This window comes from Aquisphaera insulae (genome assembly GCF_011064615.1).
Lineage (GTDB): Bacteria > Planctomycetota > Planctomycetia > Isosphaerales > Isosphaeraceae > Aquisphaera > Aquisphaera insulae.
Genome location: NZ_JAALJH010000043.1, coordinates 14542 through 29698 on the forward strand (window position 1 = coordinate 14542; position 15157 = coordinate 29698).

Genomic DNA, 15157 nt, shown 5'->3' on the forward strand with positions numbered 1-15157 from the left:
ACGCACCGAATCCCGCGTCACTCCGATTGTATCGGGATCCGGGGTCGCGGTGAACGCGAGTCTCGCCCCGCGACCCCGCCCCGGCCGTCCCGGCCCGGGCCTTGTTCCGATTGTTCCCGACATGACGGACATCCCGCCGGATCGTCAAAAGCCGTCCCTCCGCGGATTGCCCAACGCGTTGTCTGTGATACAATTGTAGCAGATTTCGCGAGATCGCCATCGGGACAGTTCTCCACCGCTCCCCTCGACCCCTCTTCTCGGAGAGGAGGCATCGCCGTGCCCCTGAGCGACATTGATCGCAAGCTCATCGACCGATGTCTGGGCAAGGAGCCCGGCGCCTGGAAGGATTTTGTCGATCGATACCTCGGCCTGATCTACCACGTGATCCAGCACGTGGCCCATGCCCGCAGTCGGACCGTCTCCCAGGCCGACATGGAGGACATTGCCTCCGAGGTCCTGCTCAAGATCGTCGACGACGACTACGGTATTCTCCGTCGCTATCAGGGGATCAGCTCGCTCCCCACCTACCTGACGGTCATCGTCCGCCGGATCTGCGTCAAGGAGATGGTCAAGCGGCAACGCGAGGCCGAGCTCGGTCACGCCAACGCCCACCGGTCCACCATCGGAGACGCGTCCGGCGAGGTCGAGGCCATCGCCACCGCCGAGGAGGTCGAGCGGATCCTCGGCGAACTTCCCGAGCGCGAGGCGGACGTCGTCCGGCTCTATCATCTCAAGTACATGAACTATCGCGAGATCGGCAAGCGACTCGGGATCCCCGAGGCCTCCGTCGGCCCCATCCTCTCGAAGGCCCGCAAGCGGCTGCGGGCGACTGCCGAGCATCGCGAGCGGGGCGACCAGCCCGCACCGGCCGAGCCGCCGGCCGCCGTCGAGCACCGGGCCGCAACCTGAGCCTGGACCCATCGGGTGTCCGGTCAACCTTGAGAATTCCGCTTGAATGGCAGGCAGCAGTGTCTGCCATTCGGTGTTTCGACTCCGAGGTCTTGAGGGTATCAGAAGGGCAGGCCGTCCTGCCTGAGCTCCCTCCATCCTCACGTTCAATCACCGACGGAGCCCCGGCCGTTCCCGTTCCTCCCGGCCCTCGCGTTCATTCACGGGCCGTCGACGGGGGGGGGATGAGAGCCGTCTCGGGGACAGGATCGCCGGTCCTCGTCGACGGGCCCGGCCTCGGTGCCTCCACGACGTCCAGGTCCAGGACCGGCAGGAGGACGACGCCACCGACCGGCGGTGTCGGCGACTTCTCCAGTCTGGTCGCGGACGTCCTGGACGTGGCCGAATCCTCTTGAACCGGCTGGGCGGGAGCCCGGCTCGCTCGTTTCCGGGGCTCGGGAATCGGCATGGACTCGCGGACGTCGGTGGCGGTCTGCTGCGATTGCTCGGGCCGCGCAAGCTGCGCGAGGTTGACCCGCGTCGAGCCCCGCGGAGTCGGCTCGACGAAGATGGCGGTGCTCTGCTGGGGCTCGAGCTTGTTCAGCTCCACCCCGGCGAGCAGGACATCCAGGAGGATTCGCTCGCGCTTCCACTCGAGCGTCATGTTGCTCGGGAGCGTGCAGGTCTCGACGGCCGGCGGGGGCGCGGAACGCGAGCCCCTGCGAGTGGGCCCGGTCGGGTACTTGTCGTATTTCTTGACCGTGGCCTGGGCGATCAGGGTCTTGCCGTCCTCGGCCAGGACCTTGAGCAACTGCACCTGCCGGGTCTGGTCGGAGACGATCATGATCCGAGTGTAGGGGAGCCCGCTGTCCCGCCTCGGCGGGAAGGTCAGGATCGTCGTGCCCGCCTGAGCCCCCGCCTGGACCTGGATCCTCGACACCTCTTCCTGGGAGATCACGTTCAACCCCATGGCATCGATGATCCAGTCAGGCTGGTACGTGATCGCGAGCGAGGTGGATGACCGGTCCTCATAGTTGCAGTAGTAGACCGACGGGTCGTTCTTGTTCTGGAACCAGAACCAGAACTTCTCGTCGTTGGAGCCGATGTCGGCGATGTCGTGCAAGTGGTAGCCGATCTCGAGCTTGAAGTTGCGGGGGCGTTCCAGGGCGAGGCGCCCGTTGACCTGGGCCTCGGTCGGCTTCTCACCGGGAGGGCTGAGCGTCGCCGTGATCGACGGGGTGGCCTTGATGTTCTGGATCCGCGAGGCGTTCTCGTTGTGCTCGGCGACGAACTCGTCGAGATCGAACGTCGGCCGGACGAGCCGGACCGGCGGCCGGTTGTGGGCGATCGAGTTCACCTCGGCCGTGCGACAGCCCGACGCTGCCAGGAGCAACCCGAGCGCCAGAAGTGTTCCCGCCACCAGCTTCATGAATGGCCCCAGGGGAATCATACCACCCGCCGCGTCCATGCGTAGGGCGGCATGCTCCTGAACGATGCAGCATGCGAATGCCATCGGATCGAGATGACGCTCGACCTCGAGATGAACTCACGAAGGGATCGGCACCTTAGCCGAAGTCGCCGAGCACCACAAGCGCGATCTGCGGGGCACGGAATTCGTGGGTGAGACGACATCGGTCCGCCGCGTGATCGGTCGGCCTCGCTTCCTCTCACTCGGTTCTTCGGCAAGGACCATCCCTCTTCTTCTCTGGTATCCGCCCCCGCCTCGATCTCAGGAACCACTTCCCGCATCGATACCGTATCCCTTCCTCGGCCCAGCACGATTGGGTCCGTTCGTCGCAAGGCGGTTGCCCCGGGATCGCTGTAAGGTGTTACAGAGATTCTGATTAGAATGCGTGAAACGGTTGGCTTCGTTCCCCGGTCACGAGTCGAAGTCTCCGTGCTTCAGCCGTCATTGGAGGCCGGAGCGTCGTCCTCAGGTCAGAGACCTCGCCCCCGCAGCTCACCTCAATCCTCCGCCTCCGCCCGGAGATTGCCCGATCGAACGGGCGCGCACCTTCTCCCGGATCCACTTCCTCGGGATTGTCGCACGACACGATGGTGGATCTTGCCATTCCTTGAGCCACGTAGGCCCCCCGGGTGGCCGTGGTGGAACACCACGGGACCGGCTTGGCCCCGGAGAAAAGCCTGTCCAACCACTCGGCCTGCTCTCCGTGGTGTTCCACCACGGCCACCCGCTCCATCTGTCAAGCTCTCTGAGCCCCGAAGCCGGGCAGTTTGCGACAAGCCCACTTCCTCTATTCTAGAGAGTGCGCCATGTTTCGCGATTTCCGTTCATCGCCGACGGGATTTCGCAGAGATTGTCTCCGCGGAAATCGGCGCAAACCGGATCTTCGATCCTCCCGGCCGAACCCGAGTCAGTTTCGAGGCGATCGGCCGTGCCGAGGTCGAGAAAGAGGTCCGGCGATCGACAACCTGCGGGGTCAACATGGATATGGCCCGTATCTCTCACCGCTCATGTTCCAGAGACAGTAGACCATGGCAAAATACCTCATTTCATTTCCGAGTGCTGCAATGAAGGTATCCGCCGACGAGTGGGAGGCGGTGGGTCGAGACGCGCATGCCGTGATCCGGCAGGCGAAGGAAGCGGGCGTCTATGTTTTCGGCGGAGGTATCGACGAGGCCGTACCGCCCGTCCTCGTCTCGGCCGACGGCTCGGTCGCTCAGGGAGGCTACCCGTGGGCCCCTCCGCTCAATGGTGGATTCACGGTGCTGGAGCTGCCTTCAAGTCAGGAGGCCATCGCATGGGCCGCACGCATTGCCAGGGCGTGTCGCTGTGATCAGGAGCTTCGCGTCTTCGGCTTCGATCCGGAGTCGTGAGGTCGGAGAGTTAGCCCGCCCGACGTTCAGGGTCGACGGCCTCTGAAAAGCGGCTCATCCGGCGGAAGCGTGCGCGGGCTTCAAGACGCGGCCAAATCCGGCTCTCCCCCTTAATGAGGCGGAGTCGGAGGGGGTGAATGATCCGGGCCACGGCGATCGAATTCACCCCCCTGAATCTCCCCTTGGTATCGGGGGAGCGTTTTTTCCTCGGTCCGCCATTGCAAGCGAGCCCGAGACGGCCTCGGGACTCGTAAGGACCACCTGTCGTTCACGGTCCTGCCGTCGTAAGGGGGGCGGACACCCGCGAATGGTGGGCGATCGACGCTCAGCCCGCGAGGAATCCCTCCAGGGCGTCGAAACCGCGCTCGATCGTCTCCAGGTCGGTCGCGAACGACATCCTGACGTATCCCTCGGCGCCGAAGGCCGAGCCCATCACCAGGGCGACGCGGGCGGTGTTGAGGGCGGCCATGCAGAACGACGTCGAGTCGGAGACGGTGATGCCGCTCAGGCTCCGCCCGAAGTGGCGAGAGACGTTCATGAAGGCGTAGAAGGCCCCGCCCGGCGGGGCACAGGTGACGTCGGGCAGCCGGGCGACCCGCTCCATCACGTAGTCGCGACGGCGGGCGAACTGGGCCTTCATCTCGGTGACCGAGTCCTGGGGGCCGACGATCGCCTCGAGCGCGGCCCACTGGCTGACGGAGCAGGGGTTGCTGGTCTCCTGGCTCTGGAGGTCGGCCATGAACTTCGAGACGGCCGGCGGGGCGACGCTCCAGCCGATCCGCCAGCCGGTCATTGCGTACGTCTTGCTCACGCCGGAAATCGTGATCGTCCGACCGGCGAGCTCGGGCCGGAGCGAGGCGAAGCACGTCGATCGGGCGTCGCCGTAGGTTAGTTGCTCGTAGATCTCGTCGGAGAGGACGCCGACCTCGGTCTCGAGGACCGCGTCAGCCAGGTCCTCGAGCTCCTCCCGCGTGTACACGACGCCGGTGGGGTTGGACGGGCTGTTGATCATCAGCAACCGCGTCCGCGGCGTCACGGCGGCGAGGAAATCCTCCGGCCGGAGCTTGAACCCGGACTCCTCCGTCGTTTCGAGGACGATCGGCGAGGCGCCCGTGAGCTTGACCAGGTCCGAATAGCTCACCCAGTAGGGGGCCGGGATGATCACCTCGTCGCCGGGCCCGCAGACCGCCATCAACGCGTTGTGGATCGAATGCTTGGCCCCATTGGAGACCACGACCTGCCCCGGCTCGGTCGCCAGCTTCTCCTTCCGGGTGTAGTGCTCGGCGACGGCCTGGCGGAGCTCCGGGATGCCGGCGGGGGGCGTGTAATGCGTCTTGCCGGCGCGAATCGCCCGGATCGCCGCCTCCTGGATGTTGGCGGGCGTGTCGAAGTCGGGCTCCCCCAGGGCGAAGTCCAGGATCTCGAGCCCCTGGGCCTTCAGCCGCTTCGCCTCCGCGCCCATGGCGAGCGTCGCCGAAGGTTCGATCAGTCCCGCCCGTTCCGCCAACGACAATGACATCGTCTGCACCCTTCCCTCGAAGTCGATCCGCTGCAATCTGAAGAACCCGACCATCTGGATCCGGGTCGCCACCCCCGCCTCAGACGCCCGCGACCTCACGCAGGTTCTCGGCGAACCGGAGCCGGGCCATGGCCTGACTGGAGAATCTCCCGAAGACCTTCTTGCTCGAGGATCGCTCTTCCTATTTCCGGCATCTTCCCCATCTTACGACCGGGATTTGCACGGACTGGTCTCACGTGGTAAATTATGCTGTCAAGGTAAGGATTGACGGCGGCTCGTGAGAGCGAACTCGCGGGTACGAGTGTAACGCCAATGAAAAGGAAAACAAAGGATCACGGATCGGTAATCCCACACGGCATTCATGGTGATCGCAACGAGGGTGGGAGAGGAACATGCACCGCGTCGTCGTGACGGGCATCGGGATCGTGGCTCCCAACGGTGTTGGCCGCCAGGAATTCTGCGAGGCGATCCTGGAAGGCCGCTCGGGTGTTGGCTACATCGAGAGCTTTGACACCACGGGCCTGCCGATCAAGATCGCCGGAGAGGTGCGCCATTTCGACGTCTCGAAGTTCCTCAAGGACCATCGCAAGAACGCGAAGCTGATGACCCGGGCGGTCCGGTTCGCCGTCGGGGCGGCGGCGCTGGCGGTGGAGGATGGCGGGCTCGATACCGAGCACCTGGATCCCTCGCGATTCGGCGTCTGCATGGGGACCGGGATCACCCCGGTCGACATCCAGGAGCTCGTGCCGTCGATCGTGCAGGGGCTCGGGGCCGACGGCTCCTTCGACATGGCGAAATTCGCCCAGGCTCGCTCGGAGAGCATCTTCCCGCTCTGGCTCCTTCAGCATCTGCCAAACATGGCGGCGTCACACATCTCGATCCTGCACCAGGCCATGGGGCCCAACAACACGATCGTCACGGCGTGCGCGGCGGGGACTCAGGCGGTGGGGGACGCGTTCCGGCTGATTTCTCGCGGCGACGCGGACGTGATGCTGGCCGGCGGCTGCGATAGCCGCCTGGACCCTCAGCTCCTGGTGGCCTACTCGGCGATGAAGGCCGTGAGCTCGTCGCTCCGGCCCCCGGCCGAGGTCTCCCGGCCGTTCGACGCCGATCGGGACGGGTTCGTGCTCGGCGAGGGGGCGGCCGTCCTGGTGCTGGAGGACTACGAGCGAGCCCGTCGCCGCGGTGCCAGGATCTATGCCGAGGTCACGGGCTACGGCTCCTCGTTCGACGCCTATGGGATCACCCGGCCGGAGCCCGAAGGCAAGGGTGCGGCCCTCTCCATGATCGCGGCGCTCCGCGAGGCGCGGCTGGACCCGGATGACGTGGACTACATCAATGCCCACGGCACGAGCACCCGGCTGAACGACCAGATGGAGACGGTCGCCGTCAAGCGCGTCTTCGGGTATCGTGCCGGCTCGATCCCGATGAGCTCGCAGAAGTCGATGATCGGGCATCTGATCGGGGCCTCGGGCGCGGTCGAGGCGGCCGCCACGGCGCTCTCCCTGGAGCGCGGGGTCGTCCCTCCTACGATCAATCTCGCGAATCCCGATCCCGACTGCGACCTGGATTACGTCCCCAACACCGCCCGAGAGATCCCCCTCCGCACCGCGATCTCCAACAGCTTCGGCTTCGGCGGCCAGAACGCATCGCTCGTGCTCACGCGGGTCTGACCGAGCGGCGGTTCTTCGGCATGCCTTGCTTTTGACAGTGCCTCATCCGCGCCTTAGGTTTGCTTGGAGGCTGCTCCGGGGCGAATGCCCGGCGCTCGCCACGGTACCGAGTCACCGGCGCGGAGAGTCGCAACGTGAAACGTGGAACCGCAGGCTCGGAACCTGACGCCGACCGCGTCGTCCGGCTGGAGAATGGATTGCGCGGCGTCTTCCAGGACAGGCCGTCGTCACGGCGGGCCTTCCTCGAGACGCCGAGCACGATGCGTCCCCTGGCCGTCGCCGCCGGAACCAGCGAGACGGGGTCTCCGCCCGGGGCCGCGGCCGAGATCGCCGGGCTCCCCGAGGCCCAGGGGCCATCCCCCTCGCATCCGGCCCGGCGGGCGGAAGCCCCGGTCGTGAGCGAGAGGGCGAATCGCGACGCGGATCGACCGGCGAGCTCGCCCGCCGGGTCCCTGTACTCATCGCCAGTCGCGGCCGTGCCCGAGCCGGCGCGACCACGGTCGCTGCGCGGTGGCGAGACCCCCCGTCGTGCGGGACAGGAGCGGCGGGTCTCCCACCGGCATGTGGTGCGGAGCGTGCGGGTTCGACTTCAATGGAGCGACGAGGGCGGCTCGATCTCCCTCACTCCCGGGAACCCCCTCGTCGAACATCCCGCCGAGATCGTGGACATCAGCCAGTCGGGAATCTGCGTCCTCTGCGGCCACGTCCCGCCGGGCAACCGCGAGATCTGGATCTCGGCCCCGGGAGCCGAGGTGGAGCACTGGAGCCGGGTCGTGCTCAGGTCCCTCTCGGAGCCCGAGCTCGGGCGGTTCTGCCTGCGGCTGGCCTTCGCGGAGACCTGCCCGTATGAGCTGTTCAAGCTCGCCGTGCTCGAGCCATTCCGGCTGACGGCGATCGCGATGAAGGAGGCGGGGCCCGGCGCATCGTGACCGATGCGCCCCTCAGGGGAGAGTGACATGAGTCGAAGCGGCTCGGTGCCCGATCGCTCCGGATCCCGGAGGCGCGATCACGCCTCGGGGAGGGACCGCCGGAACGTCTGCCGCTATCGGGCCCGTCATACGGCCGGGATCCTTGCATGGACCGAAGCCGAACAGTCATTCTCGATCCCGGCGCGAATCGAGGACGTCTCGATGAACGGCTGCCGCCTGAAGATCCGTCGCCGGAGGCTGCCGAGGCCCGACGGCCCGGTGATCCTCAGGGTCCAATCCAGGGGGCACGACGACTCGATCCCCGGGGTCCTCCTCGCCGCCGACAAGGCGTTCCTCGGCCCGCGGACGTGCCGCATCCGGTTCATCCAGTCGCTCTGCTTCAACACGTTCAAGCTGCTGGTGAATGGCCCCGACTACCTGGGCGAGCCCCGCCCCGACCGCCCGGAGCACGAGACCGATACCCTCTGGAGATAGCCCGGCCGGGACCCCGTTGCCGGCGTGCCGGCCGTCATTCCGGGCGAAAGAAGGGATCTCCGACCGCTCCGAAGTTCCGATCCCGGAATTTCACCGGCGATTCGAACGGCGGCGGCCCGGCCCGCGCCGCGGCGTCCGCCACTCGGGCCGCCTCCTCCGGGAATCCGTTGTGGCCGAATCGCCCGATCGTGGACTCCGCCATGTGGTTTTCCACGGCCAGGACGGAGTAGTTCACCCCGTCCGCGTACAGGTATGCGAGCGTCCGCTGGAAACGATCGGGGTGACTTGCCCGGGCCATCTCGAGTCGTTTCGCCCCGAGGAGATGCCGCCTGGCGAAGTCCAGCGAGTCCCGCCCGTAGGGCTGGTCGCCGACTCCCGGCCGGCTGCGATGATGAATCTCCGGCGCGTCGATACCGAGGATCCGGACGGTCTCCCTGGCCTCGCCCGGCCAGTCAATCCGGATGGTATCGCCGTCGTCGACCCAGACCCGGGCGGGATCCACGACCACCCGGACATGGGCCGGCCGCGAGGCTGCTGCGATTCGCTCCCGCAGCCGGCGATCCGGGGCGAGCGATCGCGTCGACGGGCAGGAGCGGAGGACGGCCGCGATGAGGGCCGCGAAGACCAGCCAGACCAGAACCCGGCGCACCCATCGTTGGATCATGCTGGCCCCGCGATCGCGTCGCCCGACCGGTCGTTGTCGACCCGCTCAGGGCGCGGTCCGCTTGATCTGCTCGAACAGGTACGTCCCCTTCTTGTTCGAGACCACGATGTCCAGGGTGCCGTCGCCGTTGAAATCCTCGACGACGAACTGGGTCCCGATCCCGCTCTGATCGTCGATCTCGCGGGGGGTGAACGCGACGGGCCCGTCACCCTTCCGGCTCGCCTCGAACCAGTAGAGCCGCGCGGGCTTGTCGGAGCCCGGCTCGTTCTTGCCGTGCGACCAGAACCGCTTGCCGGTCACGAGGTCGTCGAGGCCGTCGCCGTTGATGTCGGCGGCGATCAGGGCGTGCGTCTCCGAGACGAGGTCGGGGAAGAGGTCGTGCTTCTCGAAGGCCGAGCTCGCCGCGTCGCCCTGTTCGAACCACCAGATGCCATACTGGTGCGCCGAGCTCGCGATCGCGTCCGGCTTGCCGTCCCGGTTGACGTCGTAGGCCAGGATGTTCGACACGGCGTCGCCGAACTTCCCGGGGTGGAACGGCCAGGCCGCGGTCGCCGACCTGCCCGAGGCGGGCTGCTCCCACCAGCCGTCGGTGCAGATCACGTCCTTCCGGCCGTCGCCGTTGAGGTCCCCCGCGCCGAGCCCGTGCGAGAACCGGAAGGTCCCCGGCATGGGCTTGCCCGGCGAGCTCGGCTCGCTGATCGGGTGCATCGGCCAGGGCCTCGTCGGATCCGTCCCGGGGGCGAACCAGGCCATCTGCCCCTCGTTGTCCTTCCCCTTCGGCTGCCACCCCATGATCAGCACGCGGCGCCCGTCCTTGAACAGGTCCGTGTAGAGCGGCGTCTCGTTGCAGGCGCTGTGCCAGATCTCATGTTCGGGCCAGTGGCCGGGCTGGCCGCGCGGATTCTCGTACCAGTAGGCCGCGTCGCCGGGGAAACCGACCACGACCTCGTCGACCCAGCCGTCGCCGTTGATGTCGTCGGCCCAGCAGGTCATGCACTTGCTGTAGCTGTGCAGGCCGTCGCCGAATTCTCCGGGCTGGCGGATGTCGTGGCGAGTCCACGAGGGGGCCTCGTACCAGCAGTCACCGACGAGGATGTCGGCCTTCCCGTCGTGATTCACGTCGCCGACGCTCACGCCCTCGGACCGGAACCTCGCCTCGATCACGGTCTTCTTCCAGGTCACGGACGGGGCGGGATCGCCTCCGTTCGCGACCGCGACGGGCCGTCCAGCCGCCGGGCCGCAGACGACGAACGAGACCCACGCGGCCAGGGTGATCATCCCCATCGAAATCCCTCCTCTCGACCAGTCCACCCGCATCAGGTGCGACACGTCGAGATTACGACGGGCGGTCGCGGAAAGCCAGCGAGACGTGGCCGCGACGGGGACGAGAATCGAGGGGCTCTCCGGCCGCCATTCAGGAGGTGCCGGCGGGGCCCGGACTGCCGCCGGCCCCGACAGACACGCTGGGCTCCGGCGATTCCAGGAATTCGGCCGGGGCCGTCAGCAGGACTCGCTCGCCCGGCGAGAGGCCGCCGGTGACCTCGAGCATCCCCGTGGTGGAACGGCGGGTGGTGATCGAGCGCCGCTCGGGCCCGTCCGGACCGATGACGAAGCAGAATTGCTCTCGCCCCCGCATGCCCATCGCCTCGACCGGGATCGCCAGGCAGTCCCTGATCGTCCCGGTATCGATCTCGACGGTGGCCGACATCAGGGGGAGCATTTTCGGCGGGGTCCGATCCAGGCGGACCCGGACGACGAAGTGGCGGATCCTCTCGTCGTCTTCCTTCCAGTTGACGTCCGAGAGCAGGGCGATCGAGACCACCTTCCCGGGCAGCACCTGCTCGCCGAGGGAGGCCACGCGGACCTCGGCCGGCATGCCGACCTTGACCTGCGGGCCCATCGACTCGTTGAGCGAGACCTCGACCTCCATCTGCGTCAGGTCCGGCAGCTTGAAGAGCTCCTGCCCCTCATAGACCATCGAGCCTTCCTGCAAGGGCGTGCGGCGGAAGTAGCCGCGCCGCGAGTGGATGGCGATGCCGTCCTGGGGCGCGCGGATGACGCAGCGGTCGATCTGCTTGCGGACGTGGGCCAGCCGCTCTTCCTGGACCTTGAGGCGGGCCGCCGCCGCCCTCAGGGTGCCGTCCGCGATGCCGACGTTGCCCCGGAGCGAGACCGTCTCCTTCTCCACCTGGAAGTCTCGGAAGAGCCGGAATTCCCGCTCCGTCCGATCGAGCTCGTGCTCCGCCTTGGCCAGCGTCTGCTGCTCGGTCGCGAGCTGGGCTCGCGAGGCATATCCCTTGGCGAACATCCGCTCGGTCCAGGCGAGATGTTCCCGGTATTTCTGCACGTCCGACCGTCCGAGCGCGATCCTCCCCTCGTAGTCGTTCGACTGCTGGGCCACCAGCCCCTCGGTGTATTCGCGGACGGCCAGCTCGGCCGTCTCCTTGCCGAGCCTGGCCCGAGACCACTCGGAACGGGCCTGGTTGAGGAGGATCTCCTCCTCCCGCGCCAGGTCGTCGAGCTCGGACGTGTTCAAACGGCAGAGGACATCCCCCTTCTTCACGGGCTGACCGTTCTCCACCAGGCTGATGACCGTGAGGCCCTCCTTCTCCGTGATGTCCTCGACCTCGCAGACGACCATCGTCTCCTTCATCGGCTGAAGGTCGCCTCCCGCCATCACGGTGAAGCGAAGGTCGGTCCGCTCCACGGTCGCCCACGGGCCGGTCACCTCGACCCGTCGCGATCCGAGCGACCCCGTCACCACGGCGTAGCACGCCGCCGCGCCGAGTACGGGGACGAGCAAAATGGCCGCCTGCTTACAGGGAGTCGAGAGCATGGAACGACCCATCTACCACAGGCAACTCGAACCCGATCGCCCGCCACCGTCCTCGTACGCCATCCTCTGACAAGTGTAATAAACTTGGGGGATGGCGGCAAGGGCATGCGAGGCAATTTCGGGAGAAAGGCCGGGCCGATTTGCCGTCGGCGTCAGGGTTGCTGTTTGAGGTCGATGGCGACGCGGGCGCGGAGACCCTGGTCCTCGAAGGTCAGGCCGAAGCGGAGGGACTTCAGGTCCCTGGACGCGGTCGCGAGTCCGCTGGCCTGCTCGGTTCGCGGGGCGGCGGGGCAGCCGAAGGCGGTTGATTCCATGGTCTTCCAGGTGTCGTTCCAGACGTACCGTCCGCCGCCGGGGCAGGTGAGGCGAGTGCCCCAGAGTGTCTCGTGGAGGAGCAGCGGGTCTCGATCCGGGAAGAGCCGGTGATACTCGTTGAGGATCGGCAGGTTGGCCCACGACTGGAGACGGAGTCTTTCCAGTATGGTCGGTGAGCCCAGAGTCGAGAGGATCGGGATCACCGCCGGATCGAGCTTCAGCGCGAGGCTCTCGCCGAGCCAGGCCGGCTCTGGGCCTGTCGGGCTTGGTTTCGGTTCGTTCCCGGCCGATTTCGCGTCGAGCCGGTCCAGGAATCGAAGCACGACTTTTTCGACGGGGGAGATGACGAGGGCGCGGGGAGTCGCGGCGTAGTAAAGTGTCATGCCGGACGCAGGGCCGCCGCCGGCTCCGTCCTTCATACCGACGTGGACATAGTCTCGCTGGCCGTGCTTCCGGACCTCGAAGTTGAGCATCCCCGGGGCCGACTGATCGAGATAAGCCCGAGCGGCGGCCAGGAAGAGGGCAAGCTTCGTCCCGTCCGTCGATGCGATCTGGAGTCCGGCGGGAATCTTCTCCGGATGTTCGATCGCGCGTTCGAGAGAAGGGGGCGTGCCAAGGCTTTCCCGCCAGGTCGGATCGTCATCGAGAAAGAGAGAGACCGACGCCCCGATCCATCCGAGCGCGATCTGCGGCGGCATCTGCGTCAAACGCGTGACGTCGTTGCCCATATTCTGAGCGATCGCCGCTTTGATGTCGATCGCGAGGATGCCGTGGAGGAGCGAACTGGGATGCGGGTCGCCGTCGCCCGGACCGATCTTCGAGGCGCCAACCAGGTCGATGAACTCCCTGTATTCGCTGGATGCGATCAGGGGCATCACGCTCAGATCCATGGCGATCGAGCGGTCGGGCCGGCCGCCAAGGCGGATTGCAATCGGATCGAAGTACTGTCGCAAATTCCGTTGGTAGCCGTCGCGCCAGAGCTTGTATCCGGCGGCCTCCTCCGCCGTCGCCTCCTCGAGCGGCAGGTCGGCGATCGGCGTGGGGTTGGCGAGTGTGCCGTAGACCTGCGAGAGCACGCCCCCCCGCGTCAGGCTCAGGCCGCCGAGGTCGATCGCGTGGGAAGCACGATTCGCCTGGAGGGGGAGTCCCTTCGCCGTATCGCCGGCGATCTCGGCCATGTGGTTGGCCTGGAGGGACACCAGCCGTCCCGCGGCGCGGAGGCGGCGAGAGGAGCCGATCCGCCATTTCGGCCCACACCAGCGCCGGATGGCGGCGTCGGTGAGGACGATGAGCCCGTTCTCATCCTCGCCGCCCCTCGGATAGCGATCGCGGAAGAAGGTGTATTCGGGGGCGTCTGCAAGCCTCGGCAGTTTGCCTGCGATCGTCTTGCCCACCTGCTGTACCTGCCACCGCGAGTTGGTGAGCAGGACCAGGTCGTCCCACGAAGCAAGGAACGCGGAGAGGCTCCGATCGCTCGACCGGGCGACGCGGACCTTCCCCCCCTCGCACACCTCCTCGACGATGTGAACCGCCGGATCGACATGGCGTCCGGCCGCCTCGATCCGGCCTTTGAGGAAGTCCACCAGGGCCGAGGGGTCGGTGACCTCGAAGATCAGGGCGAGGTCCGTACCCGTGGCGAGGTACGGATCCGAGCCCGAGATGGCCAGGCTCCGGATCGCCCGGTCGCCCGCGACCTTTTTCTGGAACAGGAGAATCTCGTCCACGGTGACGCCGAGCTGACGCTCGTATCGCTGCTGGACCGGCAGGGCCTCGTCTGCCCTGCCCGCCGTCCCCAGCAGCGGGAAGGCCCGGTCGCGGAGCAGCCTGAGCAGGTTGTCCGCGGCGTCCAGGTTCGCGATGAAGAGCGCATGCTGGTCCGCGGGGATCGCCCGTGCCAGTGGATCGAGGCTGGGCGTGCGGCCCTGGAGCCGGTGTTTCCAGTCGATCTCGGCGACGGTGATGCCGGTGAGCGAATCGATCTTCACCGGACCGGTCGCCGTGGGTCGGGGAACTCTTCCGGCCTGAGGAGCTTCATCCGGATCATCCCCGTTGCCGGTCAAGGGGAGAGGGCGATCGAGCTGGAGGTTCTCATCGATGGCCCTGCCGCCGCCGAACAGGCTGAAAGTGTCCTCCATGGATCGGGCACGAAAGCGCAGGTCCGAGGTATTCGGTATTCGCCGCACCCTCGCCGCGTCCGAATGCGGCTCGCCCAGGACGTCGCGGGCGGCGGCGATCTGGCGAAGGAACCAGGGTGCACCGGGTCCTCCCTGGTACAGGAGACATTCGAAATAGGACCGCTTGGAGATTCCGAAAGCCCGCTTCGACTCGTCGGTCGTCTTACGGATGGGCAGCACGAAGGAGGCTGAGGTCATCCCCTTTTCGCCGGGGAAGACGATCCGACCGCGGATTTCTCGCCGGTCCGGTGACGCCGGCACGCGGGCGGCCACGACGTCATCCCCGTAAAGATGACCCAGGGGTGAGAGCGGCCACGTCCCGCCAGGTTCCGGGATCGTCCGCCCCTGCGGCCATGAGACGCCGACGTAGGCCTCGCCGGGTCCGTCCAGCACGACGTAGGGCATCTCCTCCGGCTGGCACCTGTAGCCCAGGTTGACGGAGGCCGGGGTCGTCGGACGTTTCGATTCCGCCGGAATCAGTCCGCCTGGTTCCAGCTTCAATGCGCTCACCGAGGAAATGACGATGGTGTCCTCGTCGCGGGCTCCGGCCGACGAAACGATTCCTGGCCAGCCGGCGAGGAAGACCAGCGCGACGGTCTGCACGCGAAGGCTCGTTGTCGCTCCCATGCTGTGACACTCCGGACGATCCTGATACGAATGCCCCTGAGGCCTCAAGTTATCTCATGCTCGGAGGCCGCGGAAGTGAGACGGGAAGACCGAGACTTTTTCTCCAGCAGGAAGGGCTTCCCAGGCGCGAGATTGGGGGGCGAAGGCTACAATTGACGGCGGTCATCCAGCGTGCTCCGGGTTCGACGGAACACGTCCCGCCCGATGCGATTTCATCCTG

The 15157-nt window shown here is 66.9% G+C and carries 11 protein-coding genes; 5 read left to right on the forward strand and 6 right to left on the reverse strand.

Annotated elements, in window-relative coordinates; translation table 11 throughout:
* Positions 1-276: 276 nt before the first annotated feature.
* A complete protein-coding gene (locus G6O54_RS21085) occupies positions 277-909 on the forward strand; it encodes an RNA polymerase sigma factor (protein WP_165227692.1) in 633 nt (210 codons plus the stop codon).
* Between the two features lie 196 nt (positions 910-1105).
* Here the strand turns inward: G6O54_RS21085 and G6O54_RS21090 are convergent, their stop codons facing one another.
* Positions 1106-2317, reverse strand: a complete 1212-nt coding sequence (locus G6O54_RS21090; protein ID WP_165227694.1) for a hypothetical protein — start codon at positions 2315-2317, stop codon at positions 1106-1108.
* Between the two features lie 1067 nt (positions 2318-3384).
* Between G6O54_RS21090 and G6O54_RS21095 the strand changes: the two genes are divergently transcribed.
* Entirely contained in the window at positions 3385-3726 is a 342-nt protein-coding gene (locus G6O54_RS21095; RefSeq protein WP_165227696.1) for a YciI family protein, read from the forward strand.
* Positions 3727-4051: 325 nt separating this feature from the next.
* On the opposite strand, the gene G6O54_RS21100 is transcribed toward G6O54_RS21095, so the two are convergent.
* Positions 4052-5245, reverse strand: a complete 1194-nt coding sequence (locus tag G6O54_RS21100) for a pyridoxal phosphate-dependent aminotransferase (protein WP_165227698.1) — start codon at positions 5243-5245, stop codon at positions 4052-4054.
* A 392-nt stretch (positions 5246-5637) separates the two neighbouring features.
* Here G6O54_RS21100 and fabF point away from each other — a divergent pair, with 392 nt between their 5' ends.
* From fabF to G6O54_RS21115, 3 genes are all read left to right on the forward strand, one after another.
* Positions 5638-6918, forward strand: coding sequence for a beta-ketoacyl-ACP synthase II (gene fabF, locus G6O54_RS21105; RefSeq protein ID WP_165227700.1), 1281 nt, complete (start codon positions 5638-5640; stop codon positions 6916-6918).
* A gap of 134 nt (positions 6919-7052) precedes the next feature.
* Positions 7053-7847, forward strand: a complete 795-nt coding sequence (locus G6O54_RS21110; RefSeq protein WP_165227702.1) for a hypothetical protein — start codon at positions 7053-7055, stop codon at positions 7845-7847.
* 201 nt (positions 7848-8048) lie between these two features.
* A complete protein-coding gene (locus G6O54_RS21115) occupies positions 8049-8321 on the forward strand; it encodes a hypothetical protein (RefSeq protein ID WP_165227704.1) in 273 nt (90 codons plus the stop codon).
* 34 nt (positions 8322-8355) lie between these two features.
* Here G6O54_RS21115 and G6O54_RS21120 read toward each other — a convergent pair whose 3' ends face one another.
* From G6O54_RS21120 to G6O54_RS21135, 4 genes are all read right to left on the reverse strand, one after another.
* Positions 8356-8985, reverse strand: a complete 630-nt coding sequence (locus G6O54_RS21120) for a thermonuclease family protein (protein ID WP_165227706.1) — start codon at positions 8983-8985, stop codon at positions 8356-8358.
* A 45-nt stretch (positions 8986-9030) separates the two neighbouring features.
* The gene (locus tag G6O54_RS21125) at positions 9031-10269 is read right to left on the reverse strand and encodes an FG-GAP repeat domain-containing protein (RefSeq protein ID WP_250847010.1); all 1239 of its coding nucleotides are present in this window, start codon (positions 10267-10269) and stop codon (positions 9031-9033) included.
* Positions 10270-10399: 130 nt separating this feature from the next.
* Positions 10400-11821: an efflux RND transporter periplasmic adaptor subunit gene (locus G6O54_RS21130; RefSeq protein ID WP_165227708.1), complete on the reverse strand. Its 1422-nt coding sequence runs from the start codon at positions 11819-11821 to the stop codon at positions 10400-10402.
* 152 nt (positions 11822-11973) lie between these two features.
* Entirely contained in the window at positions 11974-14937 is a 2964-nt protein-coding gene (locus G6O54_RS21135) for a hypothetical protein (RefSeq protein ID WP_165227710.1), read from the reverse strand.
* Positions 14938-15157 lie beyond the last annotated feature (220 nt).

What these genes read in the sequence shown, in the direction of transcription:
- fabF (WP_165227700.1), top strand. Translation starts at nt 5,638, where the DNA reads ATGCACCGCGTCGTCGTGACGGGCATCGGGATCGTGGCTCCCAACGGT.
- G6O54_RS21130 (WP_165227708.1), bottom strand. Translation starts at nt 11,821, where the DNA reads ATGCTCTCGACTCCCTGTAAGCAGGCGGCCATTTTGCTCGTCCCCGTA.
- G6O54_RS21135 (WP_165227710.1), bottom strand. Translation starts at nt 14,937, where the DNA reads ATGGGAGCGACAACGAGCCTTCGCGTGCAGACCGTCGCGCTGGTCTTC.
- G6O54_RS21090 (WP_165227694.1), bottom strand. Translation starts at nt 2,317, where the DNA reads ATGAAGCTGGTGGCGGGAACACTTCTGGCGCTCGGGTTGCTCCTGGCA.
- G6O54_RS21120 (WP_165227706.1), bottom strand. Translation starts at nt 8,985, where the DNA reads ATGATCCAACGATGGGTGCGCCGGGTTCTGGTCTGGCTGGTCTTCGCG.
- G6O54_RS21115 (WP_165227704.1), top strand. Translation starts at nt 8,049, where the DNA reads ATGAACGGCTGCCGCCTGAAGATCCGTCGCCGGAGGCTGCCGAGGCCC.
- G6O54_RS21100 (WP_165227698.1), bottom strand. Translation starts at nt 5,245, where the DNA reads ATGTCATTGTCGTTGGCGGAACGGGCGGGACTGATCGAACCTTCGGCG.
- G6O54_RS21095 (WP_165227696.1), top strand. Translation starts at nt 3,385, where the DNA reads ATGGCAAAATACCTCATTTCATTTCCGAGTGCTGCAATGAAGGTATCC.
- G6O54_RS21125 (WP_250847010.1), bottom strand. Translation starts at nt 10,269, where the DNA reads ATGGGGATGATCACCCTGGCCGCGTGGGTCTCGTTCGTCGTCTGCGGC.